This window comes from Streptomyces sp. NBC_01198, from assembly GCF_036010485.1.
Taxonomy (GTDB): Bacteria; Actinomycetota; Actinomycetes; order Streptomycetales; family Streptomycetaceae; genus Actinacidiphila.
This window is the reverse complement of sequence record NZ_CP108568.1, coordinates 2,430,578-2,444,609: the sequence shown is the minus strand read 5'-3', so window position 1 is coordinate 2,444,609 and position 14,032 is coordinate 2,430,578. Positions and strand designations below refer to the sequence as shown.

The window sequence follows — 14,032 nt, the reverse complement described above, 5'->3', positions numbered from 1 at the left end:
GCAGCGGCGATGGTGGACGTCCGCTCACTGGTCGAGCAGGCCCGGGAGGGCAGGCCGCGGGCGGTGGCCCGGCTGATCTCGCTGGTCGAGGGGGCGTCCCCGCAACTGCGGGAGGTGATGGCCGCGCTCGCGCCGCTGACCGGCGGCGCGTACGTGGTCGGCCTGACCGGTTCGCCCGGCGTCGGCAAGTCCACCTCCACCTCGGCCATGGTCAGCGCCTACCGCAAGGCGGGCCGCCGGGTCGGGGTGCTGGCGGTCGACCCGTCCTCGCCCTTCTCCGGCGGCGCCCTGCTGGGCGACCGGGTGCGGATGTCGGAGCACGCCTCCGACCCGGGCGTCTACATCCGCTCGATGGCCACCCGCGGCCACCTCGGCGGCCTGGCCTGGGCCGCCCCGCAGGCCATCCGGGTGCTGGACGCGGCCGGCTGCGACGTGATCCTGGTCGAGACGGTCGGCGTGGGCCAGTCCGAGGTCGAGATCGCCGCCCAGGCGGACACCTCGGTGGTGCTGCTCGCCCCGGGGATGGGCGACGGCATCCAGGCCGCGAAAGCCGGGATCCTGGAGATCGGCGACGTCTACGTCGTCAACAAGGCCGACCGGGACGGCGCCGACGCCACCGCCCGCGAGCTCAACCACATGCTGGGCCTGGGCGAGGCCCGCGGCCCCGGCGACTGGCGGCCGCCGATCGTCAGGACGGTCGCCGCCCGCGGCGAGGGCATCGAGGAGGTGGTCCAGGCGCTGGACAAGCACCGCGCCTGGATGGAGGAGCACGACGTGCTCACCGAGCGCCGCCGCAAGCGCGCGGCCCGGGAGATCGAGACCATCGCGCTGACGGCCCTGCGGGCCCGGATCGGCGACCTGCACGGCGACCAGCACCTGCCGACCCTCGCGGCCCGCGTCACGGCAGGCGAACTCGACCCGTACGCGGCCGCGGACGAGCTGATCGCGGGTCTGACCGGATCGTAGGCACTGACCGGATCGTAGGGTCTGACCGGCAGGTGGGCGTCAGGCCGTCCGCACCCTCGGCATGCCCCGGGTGCGCCGCACCGAGCGCAGCACCAGCAGCACGCTCAGCGTGCCGCCCACGCCCGAACCCGCGATGACCGCGTAGGGCGGCGCCCATTCGGCCAGGGCGCCGCCGATCGTGATGCCCAGGCCCTGCAGGGTCATCAGGCCGGCGCCGAGCAGCGACATGGCCTGCCCGCGCATGTGGTCGGGCACGTCGTTGACGAACCACCGGTCCATGCCCAGCGCGTAGGCCGCGCACAGCCCGGTGAGGATCAGCAGCACCAGGGCCAGCGGCAGCGACGGGTCGAGCGCGAAGAGGATCAGCGGCAGCAGCGAGATCCCGGCGAGCGGCAGCACGATGCGGTCCCGGGCGGACGGCGACAGCATCGTGCCGGCCAGCACCTCGCTCACCGCGGTGCCGGCCGGCATCGCCGCGAGGAAGAGGCCGAAGCCGACCGTGCCGATGCCGGCCGCCTTGGCGAAGGGCGCGGCCAGGCCCTCGGCGACGATGAAGAACATCGGCGGCACCCACCACATCAGCAGCAGCGCCCTGATCCGCGGGTCGGCCATCAGCCGGCCCGCCGACGCGATCGACTCGCGCATCAGCCGCCCGCTGCCGGTGACCCGGGCCGGGCGGTCGGCGGTGCCCAGCCGCAGCAGCAGCGCGGACCCGGCGAACGTACAGGCCGTCAGCAGCAGCGCGGAGCGCGGGGAGAGCCACACCAGGACCAGGCCGCCGAGCCCGAAGCCGGCGATCTGCGAGCCCTGGGCCACGATCCGCACCAGGGACCGGCCGAGCACGTAGCGCTCGCCCTCCAGGATGTCGGCCAGGCTCGCCGCCCGGGTGCCGGTGAACAGCGGGGCGATCAGCGAGACGGCGACCCGCAGCGCGAACAGCACCGCCACCGGCGCGCCGGGTATCGCCATCGCGGCCACGCAGCCGCCGGACAGCACGTCGCAGGTCACCAGGACGCGACGGGACGGGTAGCGGTCGGCGATACCGGACAGCAGCAGGCCGCTGAGCGCGTAGGGCAGGTAGGTCAGGGCGAAGACCAGGGCCGACAGGACGGCCGAACCGGTCTCGGCGAAGATCAGGACGGCGAGCGCGACCTCGGCGAGTACACCGCCGAGCAGGGACAGCACGTGCGCGGCGAAAATCGGCCGGAATTCACGAACGGAAAAGACGGCACCGTATCCAATTGAGGTGTCGCTGTCGCCGCCGGGGGTGGTGGAGGCGTTCTCCGCGTTGTTCACGTGCTCTTCTCCGGCCGGCGAAGCGTGGTCGAGACCGCGTGGAGGGTGCTCGCTGTCCGTTGTCATGTCATCACCCTGGAGCCACAGGGACCCCACGTGTAGTCTTTCGCCTGCATCCGAATCTTGGGGGTCATGATGTCGCTTCGCATGCGTTTTGCGGCTGAGGACCTGCTGAGGTGCCGTTTTGCCATCTCGCCGCTGCGTGAGGCGCAGGGTGCGGTGCGCACCCTGTCCCGCCCCGACCGGCACGGCCACCACCTGCCCTGGCTGCGGCAGGTCAGAGCCGCAGCGGCCGGTCTCGACCTCGCCGCGCTGTGGCTGCTGGCCCCCGAGCACGGCTACGGCCCGGACTTCCTGCAACCCATACCGGACGTGCCGCTCGCCGGTCTCGACGAGGAACTGGACGTCGTCAGGGCCACCCGTCCCGACGTGGCCAGGCGGCAGATCGCCACCGCGCTGGCCCAGACCCCGGGCGCCGCCGAGACCCGCAGGGGCCGGGCGATGCTGGCCGATCCGGCGGCGACCGTGAAGCAGGTGGCGGGGCTGTACGAACACGTGTGGGCGGCGCTGCTCGCCCCGCACTGGCCGCGGCTGCGGGCGGTGCTCGAAGCCGACGTCGCCTACCACGCCAGGCGGCTCGCGGACGGCGGAATGCAGCGGCTCTTCACCGGGCTGCACCCGAAACTGCACTGGTCGGAGGGTGCGCTGACCACCGCGGGAGCGATGGGTCCGCTGCCCGAGCCGGGCGGGCGCGGCCTGGTGCTCGTGCCCAGCGTCTTCTTCTGGCCCGAGGCGGGCAGCGCCTTCGACCCGCCCTGGCAGCCGCTGGTGATCTACCCGGCGCGCGGCATCGGCGGCCTGTGGGCACCGGGCGGACCGACCGCGTCCACCACTCTCGTACGGCTGCTCGGCGCCAACCGGGCGGCGATCCTCAGCGGGCTCGACGCCCCCAGCACCACCACCGCGCTCGCGCACCGGCACGTGATGGCGATGTCGTCGGTGTCTGCCCATCTCGCGGTGCTGCGCGACGCGGGCCTGCTGACCTCGCGCCGCTACGGGCACCAGGTGCTCTACGAGCGCACCGCGCTGGGCATCGCCCTCGCCACCGGCGGGCCGCTCTAGACCGTGCCCAGCCCGTCTCCGGCACCTCCCGCCCGCCCGCGGCGAGTGGATCACCGTAGTCCGCTTGTAGTCCCCGCCCGGTTCGCGCGTGACGGAACCGTGACCGATGTGCTACGGGAAGATGTCCGGAAACGGACCTCATCCGGCCAGATAACGCTCCACCGTGGCGACCTTGGAGTCCAGGCCGGCCGTGACGCCGGGCCGCAGATCCGCCTTGAGGACCAGCGACACCCGCGGCGCCCGCTCCTCGACCGCGGCGACCGCCCGCTTCACCACGTCCATCACCTCGTCCCAGTCGCCCTCGACGGAGGTGAACATCGCGTCCGTACGGTTCGGCAGCCCCGACTCGCGCACCACCCGCACCGCGTCCGCGACGTATTCGCCGACCTCCTCGCCGACGCCCAGCGGGGTGATCGAGAAGGCGACGATCATGCGCCGACCGCCTGCTGGGCCTCCGCGCGGGCGGCGACGACCACGTCCTCGCACTCGCGGGCCAGCGTGCGCTCGGCGAAGAAGCCGCCGGTGGGCAGCACCGACAGCACGAGCAGCCACGCCGCCCGCAGCACGCCCCAGCGGGTCTGGTTCCAGGCCAGCGCCCACAGGACGACGTAGCCGATGAACAGCACGCCGTGCACCATGCCCATCACCGGCACCGCGTCGAAGTCGGTGGTGCGCTTGAGCACCGAGCAGACCAGCAGAAGCAGGAACGAGACCGCCTCCACGGCAGAGATCAGGCGCAGCCTGCGCAGAGCGCCGGCGGTCTTCAGATCCACGGGAACCTCACTGTCGGGACGGTGGGAGGAAAGCGGACAAGCGGACTGCCCGGATCCTGCGAGCACGATCTCTTGTGAACGTGATCACAAGGATCGTTCCATTATCACCGCCGGGAATCGATGACCGGCCCCGGGGGTAGGAAACCGCGTGGCGGGCGCTAGCGTCCATGTCCACGACATCTGTACGCACGCGACGGGGACCGGGACACGATGAGCATCGACTGGGATCGCAGACACTGCTCCCGCAAGGGTCACATCACCTACGCACCCGACGAGCTGCGGCTGCGCAGCCGGCTGCACGCCAGCACCGCCGTCGGCGAGGTGTGGCGCTGCCTGCGCTGCGGCGACTTCGTGCTGGGCGAGCCGCACGGCACCGGTCCCGCCGACCAGGCGCCGCTGGTGCCGCGCGGCCGGGCGCTGCGCGACCTGTTCATCCTGCGCTTCCTGGCCATCGAGCGGGTGCTGCGCGGCCTGCTGATCGTGATCGCCGCCTGGGCGGTGTGGAAGTTCAGCAACTCCCAGGACGCGGTGCACAAGCTGTTCGAGGACGACCTCACCGCCTTCAACCCGGTCGCCGACCACTTCCACTACGATCTGGACCACTCACCGGTCGTGGACACCATCCGCAAGACCTTCGACTACAAGAAGTCCACGCTGCAGGTGGTCGCCTCCGCGCTGCTCGGCTACGCGCTGATCGAGATCGTCGAGGGCTTCGGGCTGTGGTGGGCCAAGCGCTGGGCCGAGTACCTGACGGTCGTCGCCACCGCCGCCTTCCTGCCGCTCGAGGTCTACGAGCTCACCGAGAAGATCAGCTACTTCAAGATCGGCACGCTCGCGCTCAACGTGCTCGCCGTCCTCTACATCCTGCTCGGCAAGCGGCTGTTCGGCCTGCGCGGCGGCCACCGGGCCTTCGAGGCGGAGCGCCGCAGCGCCTCGCTGCTCGAAGTGCGGGACGCCGCCGGCGAGAGCGGCGAACCGCCCGAGCCGCTGCCGGTACGCCCGCGCACGACCGCCGACAGCGGCTGAGCCGTGGCGACCTTCCGGCTCCAGAGCACCCGGGTCCTCGCCGTCGACCTGGCCGGCGACGCGGTCAGGGCCAAGAAGGGCGCCATGGTCGCCTACGACGGCGAGATGACGTTCAAGAAGATGACCGGCGGCGGCGAGGGCCTGCGCGGCCTGGTCACCCGGCGGATAACCGGCGAGGCGATGGAGGTGATGGAGGTCAAGGGCCGTGGCACCTGCTGGTTCGCCGACCGCGCCACCGAGATCAACCTGGTGGGGCTGGCCGGGGACAAGCTCCACGTGGAGGCGAGCAACCTGCTGGTCACCGAGCCCTCGCTGCGGACCGGCACCACCTTCACCGGGCTGCGCGGCGCCTCGCAGGGCAACGGCCTGTTCACCACCACCGTGGAGGGCACCGGACAGGCCGCGATCATGTCCGACGGCCCGGCCATCGTGCTGCGGGTGACCGCGGGCACCCCGCTGGTGGTGGACCCCGGCGCCTACGTCGCCCACACCGGCAGCCTGCGCCAGCAACTGCGCTCCTCGGTCGGCCTGCGCACCCTGATCGGGGAGGGGTCGGGCGAGAGCTTCCAGATCCACTTCGAGGGCGAGGGCCTGGTCTACGTCCAGCCCAGCGAGCGGATCACCGTGGGAGGGCAGATCTAGATGGCCTTCACCCGTGTCAACTCCAAGCTGGTGGAGGCCCGGATCGTGCCCGGCCTGCGGATGTTCAGCCAGCGCGGCGCGATGCTCGCCTACCGCGGCGAGGTCACCTTCACCCCCAGCATCGTCGGCGGCCAGGGCGGGGTGATGTCGATGATCGGCCGCCGGGTGGCCAACGAGGCGACCCCGCTGATGACCGTGGAGGGCGACGGCCTGGTGATGTTCGGCCACGGCGGCCACCACATCCACACCGTCGACCTGACCGGCGAGACCCTCTACGTGGAGGCCGACCGGCTGCTCGCCTTCGACGGGTCGCTGGCCCAGGGCACCATGTTCATGGGCTCCCAGGGCGGGGTGATGGGCGTGATCCGCGGCCAGGTCACCGGCCAGGGCCTGTTCACCACCACCTTGCAGGGCAAGGGCTCGGTCGCGGTGATGGCCCACGGCGGCGTCTTCGAGCTCCCCGTCTCCCCGGGCCGGCCCGTGCACGTCGACCCGCAGGCCTACGTCGCCCACCGCGGCGAGCTGCGCAACAAGCTCGCCACCGCCGTCGGCTGGCGCGAGATGGTCGGCCGCGGCTCCGGTGAGGCCTTCCAGCTCGAACTCAGCGGCCAGGGCACGGTCTACGTACAGGCCTCGGAGGAGAAGCTGTGAGCCACCCCGAAGGCCCGGTCGTCCACGACCCGTACACGCTGCCCGCCAACGACAACGTCAACCCGTACGCCTTCAGCGTCGACCTCGACGGCCAGTGGTTCCTGCAGAAGGGGAAGATGATCGCCTACTACGGGCAGATCGACTTCCACGCCATCGGGCACGGCCCGCTGGACCACCTCGTCGCCGCGAACTTCCACTCCCCGCTGCACGCCACCGCCTGGGTCGTCGCGCAGGGCCGCGGCAAGATGCTGCTCGCCGACCGGGCGTACGACATCAACTCCTACGACCTCGACGACGGCAACCTCACCATCCGCTCCGGCAACCTGCTGGCCTTCCAACCGGGCCTGGCGCTCAAGCAGTCCATCATCCCGGGCTTCCTCACCCTGATCGGCACCGGCAAGTTCGTCGCCGCCTCAAACGGCGCGGTGTACTTCGTGGAGCCGCCGATCCGGGTCGACCCGCAGGCCCTCGTCGGCTGGGCCGACTGCCCGAGCCCCTGCCACCACTACGACCACGCGTACATGCGCGGCGTCCTCGGCGGCATCAGGGCGCTGACCGGTATCGGCGGCGCGTCGGGCGAGGAGCACCAGTTCGAGTTCACCGGCGCCGGGCAGGTCCTGCTGCAGTCCACCGAGGAGTTGATGGCCGCGACCGACACCGGCGGCGTCCCCGGCACCGCGGGTCCCGGCGTGCCGGGAGTGCCTGGCGGGCGCTGAGGGCCTCTCCGCTGCGGAACGTGACCGCCCCGCTACCCTGGCGGTCATCCAGCATTCAACGGACGGTAGAATTCCCGGTATGACAACCGAGACCGCGGACAGCGCCGCCACCTGGCTCACCGAGGACGAGCAGCGCGCCTGGCGCATCCACCTCGATGTCAGCCGGCTGCTGATGTACCAGCTGGAGCGCGACCTTCAGCCTTTCGGGCTGACCAACAACGACTACGAGATCCTCGTCAACCTCTCGGAGGCCGACGAGCGGCGGATGCGGATGAGCGACCTGGCGCGGGCGACGCTGCAGTCCAAGAGCCGGCTCTCGCACCAGATCACCCGCATGGAGGCCGCCGGATTCGTCCGGCGGGAGAACTGCGAGTCCGACCGGCGCGGGCTGTACGCGGTGCTCACCGAGCAGGGCTGGGAGACGATGCGGCAGGTCGCGCCGCGCCATGTCGCCTCGGTGCGCGAGCACTTCATCGACCTGATCCCGGGCGACGCGCTGGCCTCCTACCACCAGGCACTCACGCCGGTGGCCGCGCACCTGCGTGAGGCCCGCTCCCGCTGAGCGGGCGCCGCCCGCGCCCCGGGTGACGCTCACCCTCCGCGGCAGCGGGCACCGCCGGTCCGGGTACGCTCGGGGCCGTGTCAAAGCCGCTGAGCCTGCCCTTCGACCCGATCGCCCGCGCCGACGAGCTGTGGGAGCGCCGCTGGGGCGGCGTGCCGTCGATGGGTGCGATCACGTCGATCATGCGCGCCCAGCAGATCCTGCTCGGCCAGGTGGACGCGGTGGTCAAGCCGTACGGGCTGACCTTCGCCCGCTACGAGGCGCTGGTGCTGCTCACCTTCTCCAAGGCCGGCGAGCTGCCGATGTCCAAGATCGGCGAACGCCTGATGGTGCACCCGACCTCGGTCACCAACACCGTCGACCGGCTGGTCGCGGCCGGCCTGGTCGACAAGCGCCCCAACCCCAACGACGGCCGCGGCACCCTGGCCTCGATCACCGGCAAGGGCCGCGAGATCGTCGAGTCCGCCACCCGGGACCTGATGGCGATGGACTTCGGCCTGGGCGTCTACGACTCCGAGGAGTGCGGCGAGATCTTCGCGCTGCTGCGCCCGCTGCGGATAGCGGCAGGGGATTTCGACGGGGAGTAGCCCCGGAGGGGGCGGAAACGGGGGCCTGAAACGTACCGGTTAGGCTGCTTCGCATGAAACGAAGCGTGCTGACCCGCTACCGCGTGATGGCCTACGTGACGGCCGTCCTGCTGGTCGTGCTCACCCTCGGGGTCATCGGCAAGTACCTGCTGGACATCGGCGGGGCCGACGACCTCGTCCTCTACGTCGGCACCGCCCACGGCTGGCTGTACCCGGTGTATCTGATCTGCGCCTTCGAGGTGTGCTACAAGGCGAAGTGGCCGCTGGGCCGCATCGTGTGGGTGCTGCTCGCGGGCACCATCCCGACCGCCGCCTTCTTCGTGGAGCGCCGGGTCACCCGGGAGCTCACGCCCAGGATCGTCGAGCCGGAGACGGCCGAGCCGGTCAAGGTCTGAGTCACGGCTCACCCTGATGGTGGGCCGTGCCGCATCGACATTTACTTGGACGTCCTAGTAAATTCGAGGTATGGACGCTTCCGGGATCGAGACAGGCCGCCAGCGCTGGCAGGCACGGTACGACGCAGCCCGCCGGCGGGAGGCCGACTTCAGCACGCTGTCCGGGGACCCGGTCGAGCCGGTGTACGGACCACCGCCGGGCACCGACGTGCCCGGCTTCGAGCGGATCGGCTGGCCGGGGGAGTACCCCTTCACCCGCGGGCTGCACGCGACGGGCTACCGCGGCAGGACGTGGACGATCCGGCAGTTCGCCGGGTTCGGCAACGCCGAGCAGACCAACGAGCGCTACCGCACCATCCTGGCCAACGGCGGCGGCGGGCTGTCCGTGGCCTTCGACATGCCCACCTTGATGGGCCGCGACTCCGACGACCCGCGCTCGCTCGGCGAGGTCGGCCACTGCGGGGTCGCCATCGACTCGGCCGCCGACATGGAGGTGCTCTTCCGGGACATCCCGCTGGGCGACGTCACCACCTCCATGACCATCTCGGGACCCGCCGTCCCGGTCTTCTGCATGTATCTGGTCGCCGCCGAGCGGCAGGGCATCGACCCCGCGGTGCTCAACGGCACCCTGCAGACCGACATCTTCAAGGAGTACATCGCCCAGAAGGAGTGGCTCTTCGAGCCCGGCCCGCACCTGCGGCTGATCGGCGACCTGATGGAGCACTGCGCCAGGTCCATCCCGGCGTACAAACCGCTGTCGGTCTCCGGCTACCACATCCGCGAGGCGGGCGCGACGGCAGCGCAGGAGCTGGCCTACACCCTCGCCGACGGCTTCGGCTACGTGGAGCTGGGGCTGAGCCGCGGCCTGGACGTGAACGCCTTCGCGCCCGGCCTGTCCTTCTTCTTCGACGCGCACCTGGACTTCTTCGAGGAGATCGCCAAATTCCGCGCCGCCCGCCGGATCTGGGCGCGGTGGATGCGGGACGTCTACGGCGCCACCTCGGACAAGGCGCAGTGGCTGCGCTTCCACACCCAGACCGCCGGGGTCTCGCTGACCGCCCAGCAGCCGTACAACAACGTGGTGCGCACCGCGGTGGAGGCGCTGTCCGCGGTGCTCGGCGGGACGAACTCGCTGCACACCAACGCGCTGGACGAGACCCTGGCGCTGCCCAGCGAGCAGGCCGCCGAGATCGCGCTGCGCACCCAGCAGGTGCTGATGGAGGAGACCGGCGTGGCCAACGTCGCCGACCCGCTCGGCGGCTCCTGGTACGTCGAGGCGCTGACCGACCGGATCGAGCGGGACGCGGAGCAGATCTTCGACCGGATCAGGGAGCTGGGGGACCGCGCCGTCCCCAGCGGCCGGCACCCGGTCGGCCCGATCACCTCCGGCATCCTGCGCGGCATCGAGGACGGCTACTTCACCGGGGAGATCGCCGAGTCCGCCTTCCAGTACCAGCGCTCGCTGGAGAAGGGCGACAAGCGGGTCGTCGGCGTCAACTGCCACCTCGGTTCCGTCACCGGCGACCTGGAGATCCTGCGGGTCGGCCACGAGGTCGAGCGCGACCAGGTGCAGGTGCTGGCCGCCCGCCGCGCGGCCAGGGACGAGGCGGCGGTACGCGCCGGGCTGGACGCGATGCTGGCCGCCGCCCGCTCCGGCGGCAACATGATCGCGCCGATGCTGGACGCGGTACGGGCCGAGGCCACCCTCGGTGAGATCTGCGACGCGCTGCGCGAGGAATGGGGCACGTATACCGAACCCGCCCGCTTCTGAGCGCCCTCCGCGTCCCTCCGTCCGCCCCGTCCGGCGCTGACCTGGCGCTGCCGTCGCTCGGTAGATTCGTCGCCGACCGACCCGCTCTCCAGGAAAGGACGTGTGTGGCGCTCGAAGCGACCGTCGGCGACGACGGGATGGTCTACATCAGGGAGACAGAGCAGCCGGACGTGGTGGCGGTGACCACCGCGGCGAAATGGGAGGCGTTCGTCAAGGGCGTCATGGCGGGGGAGTTCGACCACTTCGTGGCGGGGGTGGCCGAGCCGGTAGGTGTGGCCGGAGGGGAGGCGGCTGCTCACCAGCGGACCTGTGGTGCCGTTCACCGGTCCTGAGCGGTGTGCAGGCCGGCGAGACCGACGACGAGGAGCACGGCGAGCCGGCCCGCCCACTCCTCGTCGACCGGCTCCGAGCTGACCATCACCCGGTGCACCACCGCGCCGGCGACCACGTCGAAGATCAGGTTGTCCCGCGCCGGCCCCCCGGCGCTGTCCTCCGCCGGGATCTCGCCGCGCTGCTGCGCCCGCTCCCTGCCGAGCACCACCAGATGCCTCTGCCGGTCCACGATCGCCTCGCGGATCCGCAGCCGCAGCGCGTCGTCGTGCGCGGCCTCGGCGATCACCGCCATCAGCGCGGTCCTGGTCTCCGGGCGGTTGAGCAGTTCCGCGAAGCGCAGCACCACGCCCTGGATGTCGGCCTGCAGGCTGCCGAGGTCGGGCAGTTCGAGCTGCTCCTCGAACAGCGCGGCCACCGCGTCGACCACCAGCTCGTTCTTGCCCGCCCAGCGCCGGTAGAGGGTGGTCTTGGCCACTCCCGCGCGGGCCGCGACATCGCCCAGGGTGAGCCTGCCCCAGCCCTGCTCAGCCAGCGCGGTCCTGGTGGCCGCCAGGATCGCCCGGTCCGCCTCGGCACTTCGCGGGCGTCCGGTGCGTTTGGTGATCGGGACGGGGCACATAGGGCGGACCATACCGGCCGGTAATCAGCGTGACGAGTGAGCGGTATCACAGCGGACGGCGCCGCGGCGAAGATCCCCGCCCAGTTACGCTACGGGTCGTAGCGAAACGTGACGCGGCACCCAGCGACGACCACACCGGTGCGGATGGGGATCCGTACCACCGCGGCAACGCCGCAGCATGACACGACCGGGTGGTCGGCGCCCCGCAAACCGGCGGGGAAGCCGGTCCTGATCCCGGGTCTGTGCACGTTCGGGTCCGGGAGGGGGGAGGATTGCTCCATGCAGCCACGGAACATGTCCATGAGCGGCGTGGTCGACCTCGCCGCGGTGAAGGCGGCCGGTGAGGCCAAGGTGAAGGCCGAGCAGGCCAGGGCGCAGCGGCAGGACGCCGGCGCCGACGCCACCACCGCTTCCCCGCTCGTCATCGAGGTGACCGAGGCGACCTTCGAGAGCGATGTCCTGCAGCGCTCCGCCGAGGTCCCGGTCGTCATCAGCTTCTGGGCCGACCAGGCCGAGCAGAGCAAGCAGCTCAACGCGGTACTGGAACGGCTCGCCGGTGAGTACCGCGGCCGGTTCGTGCTCGCCACCGCCGAGGTGTACGCCAACCAGCTGCTCTTCCAGCAGTTCGGCGTGCAGGGCGTGCCCGCGGTCTTCGCGGTGCTCGCCGGGCAGGCGATGCCGCTCTTCCAGGGCCTGGCGCCGGAGGACCAGGTCACCGAGGTCCTCGACCAGCTGATCGCGGTCGCGGAGGAGCGCTTCGGCATCGTCGGCGACGAGGTCGACCCCGGTACCGCGGTTCCCGCGGATGTCCAGGAGCCCGCCCCGCCGCGCCCGGCCACCCCGCAGGAGCTGGCTCTGACCGCCGCGCACGACGCGCTGGACGCCGGCGACCTGAGCGGTGCCATCCGCGCGTACCGCAACGTGCTGGCCGACGAGCCGGCGAACGCCGAGGCCAAGCTGGGTCTCGCGCAGGCCGAACTGCTCGACCGGGTCCAGGGTGTCGACCCGCAGGCGGCCCGCAGCGCCGCGGCCGACGCGCCGGCCGACGTGCAGGCGCAACTGACCGCGGCCGACCTGGATCTGGTGGGCGGTCACGTGGAGGACGCGTTCGCCCGGCTGGTGGACGCCGTCCGCCGGACGTTCGGTGACGAGCGCGACACCGTACGGGTGCGGCTGCTCGAACTGTTCGAGGTCATCGGCCCCGACGACCCCCGGGTGATCAGCGCGCGCACGGCGCTGGCCAGGGTGCTGTTCTGATCCCGGCCGGCCGGCGCCGGCTTCGCGCACCGGCTGGACGCGCGGGGATTTAGCGATACGGCGACCGCTCTTTATCAAACCGTGACAATGAGCGGTCGCCGTAACCATCGGTAAGACCTCGGCCCCGATTTGCCGGTCGATGGTCATATTTGCCGGACTTCACCACCCCCGATTCCACTACGCGGTGTGAGATCACTCCGCGTGGCGATCTCGCCTGCGACACGCATCCGTTACTCGCTAGTAATGAGCCCCTTGTGCGTCGGCCGGGAATGGACCACGATCGGCCAAGCTCGGTCCGTAGCCATTGCCCGGCAGCCAGTCGGCGCCACGGCCAACGGGTCCCCGCCGAGCGGGAGTGCGCGGCAACCGCCGCGCCTCCGGGACAGGGGGGTCTCCGTCCAGCGGATGGAACCGGATGGAGCCTGTCCAGCAGGTTGCGCGAGAGCGTGGCCAGTGGTTGTCGCTCGGGGGTGATCGCCGACGTCTCGGACGCCGCCGTCCGGACTCCGCAGGGAATCCCGCACGGGGCTCCCTTCCGGAGGGACGGCCTCGCCCGACGCGGCGCTCTCCTTCCCGAGGACGTAGCACTTCTCCCATCCCAGGCCAGGACCCGAACTCCCGGCCGGAGATGTACGTCCGAGAAGGAGGAAACATGGAATCGCATCTTCGTGGCGGTACCAGATGGCGGCGGTTCGCCGTCGTCATGGTGCCGAGCGTTGCTGCCACCGCCGCGATAGGCGTGGCGCTGGCTCAGGGCGCGCTTGCCGCGTCGTTCAGCGTGTCGGGCCAGCAGTTCAAGGTCACCGCGAAAACCCTCGATGGTCACGGGTTCGAGCAGTACGGCGCGCTGGACGTGCCCAGTGGCAAGGGTCCGGTGCCCGTCGCGGTGTCGGCGTTCACCGACGCCACCATCACGGGCCTGTGCCAGTCGGTGGTGATCCCGACGCCGATCGGCGACGTGACGCTCAAGCTGAAGGCCGGCAACGACAAGAACCACAAGGTCAAGGCGACCAATCTTTACATCGACCTCGACCAGCTCGACGCCAACGCGACGTTCTACGGCATCAACATCGGCGTCGCCGCCGGTTCCTCGACCAAGGGACCGGGGATCGACAACAAGAAGACCACGGACCCGGGTTCGTTCGCCCAGGAAGCCGACCGCGCGTACCTGACCGACGTGCGCCAGACCGCATGGGGCACCAGTGCGGGCACCTTCAAGCTCTCTGGCCTGAGCCTGCGCCTGCACATGGGCTCCGGCAAGGATGTCGAGTGCTACTAGGCACGGTCTGAGTGGCTTTGGGCGAGCCGCGCGGGGC

Annotated in this window: 17 protein-coding genes; 13 read left to right on the top strand and 4 right to left on the bottom strand. The window is 71.2% G+C overall.

The window, feature by feature from the left end; genetic code table 11:
• Nucleotides 1-9: 9 nt before the first annotated feature.
• Entirely contained in the window at nucleotides 10-966 is a 957-nt protein-coding gene (gene meaB, locus OG702_RS10830; protein ID WP_327293179.1) for a methylmalonyl Co-A mutase-associated GTPase MeaB, read from the top strand.
• A 39-nt stretch (nucleotides 967-1,005) separates the two neighbouring features.
• Here meaB and OG702_RS10825 read toward each other — a convergent pair whose 3' ends face one another.
• Nucleotides 1,006-2,328: an MFS transporter gene (locus tag OG702_RS10825; protein WP_327288646.1), complete on the bottom strand. Its 1,323-nt coding sequence runs from the start codon at nucleotides 2,326-2,328 to the stop codon at nucleotides 1,006-1,008.
• Nucleotides 2,329-2,397: 69 nt separating this feature from the next.
• Here OG702_RS10825 and OG702_RS10820 point away from each other — a divergent pair, with 69 nt between their 5' ends.
• Complete coding sequence (locus OG702_RS10820) at nucleotides 2,398-3,384, top strand: ArsR/SmtB family transcription factor (protein ID WP_327293178.1); 987 nt, start codon at nucleotides 2,398-2,400, stop codon at nucleotides 3,382-3,384.
• Between the two features lie 138 nt (nucleotides 3,385-3,522).
• Here the strand turns inward: OG702_RS10820 and OG702_RS10815 are convergent, their stop codons facing one another.
• Both OG702_RS10815 and OG702_RS10810 read right to left on the bottom strand, forming a co-directional pair.
• A complete protein-coding gene (locus OG702_RS10815; protein WP_327288645.1) occupies nucleotides 3,523-3,816 on the bottom strand; it encodes an MTH1187 family thiamine-binding protein in 294 nt (97 codons plus the stop codon).
• Entirely contained in the window at nucleotides 3,813-4,157 is a 345-nt protein-coding gene (locus OG702_RS10810; protein WP_327288644.1) for a DUF3817 domain-containing protein, read from the bottom strand. The genes OG702_RS10815 and OG702_RS10810 overlap by 4 nt, the downstream gene beginning before the upstream one ends.
• A 210-nt stretch (nucleotides 4,158-4,367) precedes the next feature.
• Here OG702_RS10810 and OG702_RS10805 point away from each other — a divergent pair, with 210 nt between their 5' ends.
• The 9 genes from OG702_RS10805 (at nucleotide 4,368) to OG702_RS10765 (ending at nucleotide 10,839) form a co-directional block, all read left to right on the top strand.
• Complete coding sequence (locus OG702_RS10805; RefSeq protein WP_327288643.1) at nucleotides 4,368-5,183, top strand: DUF2127 domain-containing protein; 816 nt, start codon at nucleotides 4,368-4,370, stop codon at nucleotides 5,181-5,183.
• A gap of 3 nt (nucleotides 5,184-5,186) precedes the next feature.
• The gene (locus OG702_RS10800) at nucleotides 5,187-5,825 is read left to right on the top strand and encodes an AIM24 family protein (protein ID WP_327288642.1); all 639 of its coding nucleotides are present in this window, start codon (nucleotides 5,187-5,189) and stop codon (nucleotides 5,823-5,825) included.
• Entirely contained in the window at nucleotides 5,826-6,476 is a 651-nt protein-coding gene (locus OG702_RS10795) for an AIM24 family protein (protein ID WP_327288641.1), read from the top strand.
• Nucleotides 6,473-7,192, top strand: coding sequence for an AIM24 family protein (locus OG702_RS10790; RefSeq protein WP_327288640.1), 720 nt, complete (start codon nucleotides 6,473-6,475; stop codon nucleotides 7,190-7,192). The genes OG702_RS10795 and OG702_RS10790 overlap by 4 nt, the downstream gene beginning before the upstream one ends.
• A 79-nt stretch (nucleotides 7,193-7,271) precedes the next feature.
• Entirely contained in the window at nucleotides 7,272-7,754 is a 483-nt protein-coding gene (locus OG702_RS10785) for a MarR family winged helix-turn-helix transcriptional regulator (protein ID WP_327288639.1), read from the top strand.
• A 77-nt stretch (nucleotides 7,755-7,831) separates the two neighbouring features.
• The gene (locus OG702_RS10780; RefSeq protein WP_327288638.1) at nucleotides 7,832-8,341 is read left to right on the top strand and encodes a MarR family winged helix-turn-helix transcriptional regulator; all 510 of its coding nucleotides are present in this window, start codon (nucleotides 7,832-7,834) and stop codon (nucleotides 8,339-8,341) included.
• A 53-nt stretch (nucleotides 8,342-8,394) separates the two neighbouring features.
• Nucleotides 8,395-8,736, top strand: coding sequence for a DUF3817 domain-containing protein (locus OG702_RS10775; RefSeq protein ID WP_327288637.1), 342 nt, complete (start codon nucleotides 8,395-8,397; stop codon nucleotides 8,734-8,736).
• Between the two features lie 70 nt (nucleotides 8,737-8,806).
• Complete coding sequence (locus OG702_RS10770) at nucleotides 8,807-10,507, top strand: acyl-CoA mutase large subunit family protein (protein ID WP_327288636.1); 1,701 nt, start codon at nucleotides 8,807-8,809, stop codon at nucleotides 10,505-10,507.
• A 104-nt stretch (nucleotides 10,508-10,611) separates the two neighbouring features.
• Nucleotides 10,612-10,839, top strand: coding sequence for a hypothetical protein (locus OG702_RS10765; protein ID WP_327288635.1), 228 nt, complete (start codon nucleotides 10,612-10,614; stop codon nucleotides 10,837-10,839).
• Here OG702_RS10765 and OG702_RS10760 read toward each other — a convergent pair.
• Nucleotides 10,827-11,459 carry a TetR/AcrR family transcriptional regulator gene (locus tag OG702_RS10760; protein WP_327288634.1) on the bottom strand — a complete coding sequence of 211 codons (633 nt, stop codon included), beginning with the start codon at nucleotides 11,457-11,459 and terminating at the stop codon, nucleotides 10,827-10,829. The two genes, OG702_RS10765 and OG702_RS10760, sit on opposite strands and share 13 nt — an antisense overlap.
• Nucleotides 11,460-11,738: 279 nt before the next feature.
• Between OG702_RS10760 and OG702_RS10755 the strand changes: the two genes are divergently transcribed.
• Nucleotides 11,739-12,716 (top strand): tetratricopeptide repeat protein, encoded by a 978-nt coding sequence (locus tag OG702_RS10755; protein ID WP_327288633.1) that lies wholly within the window; start codon nucleotides 11,739-11,741, stop codon nucleotides 12,714-12,716.
• A 652-nt stretch (nucleotides 12,717-13,368) separates the two neighbouring features.
• Nucleotides 13,369-13,995, top strand: a complete 627-nt coding sequence (locus tag OG702_RS10750) for a DUF6230 family protein (protein WP_327288632.1) — start codon at nucleotides 13,369-13,371, stop codon at nucleotides 13,993-13,995.
• The last annotated feature ends 37 nt before the right edge of the window (nucleotides 13,996-14,032 follow it).

Excerpts from the sequence above, each read along its gene's own strand:
- OG702_RS10760 (WP_327288634.1), bottom strand. The coding sequence starts at position 11,459 with ATGTGCCCCGTCCCGATCACCAAACGCACCGGACGCCCGCGAAGTGCC.
- OG702_RS10750 (WP_327288632.1), top strand. The coding sequence starts at position 13,369 with ATGGAATCGCATCTTCGTGGCGGTACCAGATGGCGGCGGTTCGCCGTC.
- OG702_RS10825 (WP_327288646.1), bottom strand. The coding sequence starts at position 2,328 with ATGACAACGGACAGCGAGCACCCTCCACGCGGTCTCGACCACGCTTCG.
- OG702_RS10815 (WP_327288645.1), bottom strand. The coding sequence starts at position 3,816 with ATGATCGTCGCCTTCTCGATCACCCCGCTGGGCGTCGGCGAGGAGGTC.
- OG702_RS10795 (WP_327288641.1), top strand. The coding sequence starts at position 5,826 with ATGGCCTTCACCCGTGTCAACTCCAAGCTGGTGGAGGCCCGGATCGTG.
- OG702_RS10785 (WP_327288639.1), top strand. The coding sequence starts at position 7,272 with ATGACAACCGAGACCGCGGACAGCGCCGCCACCTGGCTCACCGAGGAC.
- OG702_RS10770 (WP_327288636.1), top strand. The coding sequence starts at position 8,807 with ATGGACGCTTCCGGGATCGAGACAGGCCGCCAGCGCTGGCAGGCACGG.
- OG702_RS10820 (WP_327293178.1), top strand. The coding sequence starts at position 2,398 with ATGTCGCTTCGCATGCGTTTTGCGGCTGAGGACCTGCTGAGGTGCCGT.
- OG702_RS10775 (WP_327288637.1), top strand. The coding sequence starts at position 8,395 with ATGAAACGAAGCGTGCTGACCCGCTACCGCGTGATGGCCTACGTGACG.
- meaB (WP_327293179.1), top strand. The coding sequence starts at position 10 with ATGGTGGACGTCCGCTCACTGGTCGAGCAGGCCCGGGAGGGCAGGCCG.
- OG702_RS10805 (WP_327288643.1), top strand. The coding sequence starts at position 4,368 with ATGAGCATCGACTGGGATCGCAGACACTGCTCCCGCAAGGGTCACATC.
- OG702_RS10755 (WP_327288633.1), top strand. The coding sequence starts at position 11,739 with ATGCAGCCACGGAACATGTCCATGAGCGGCGTGGTCGACCTCGCCGCG.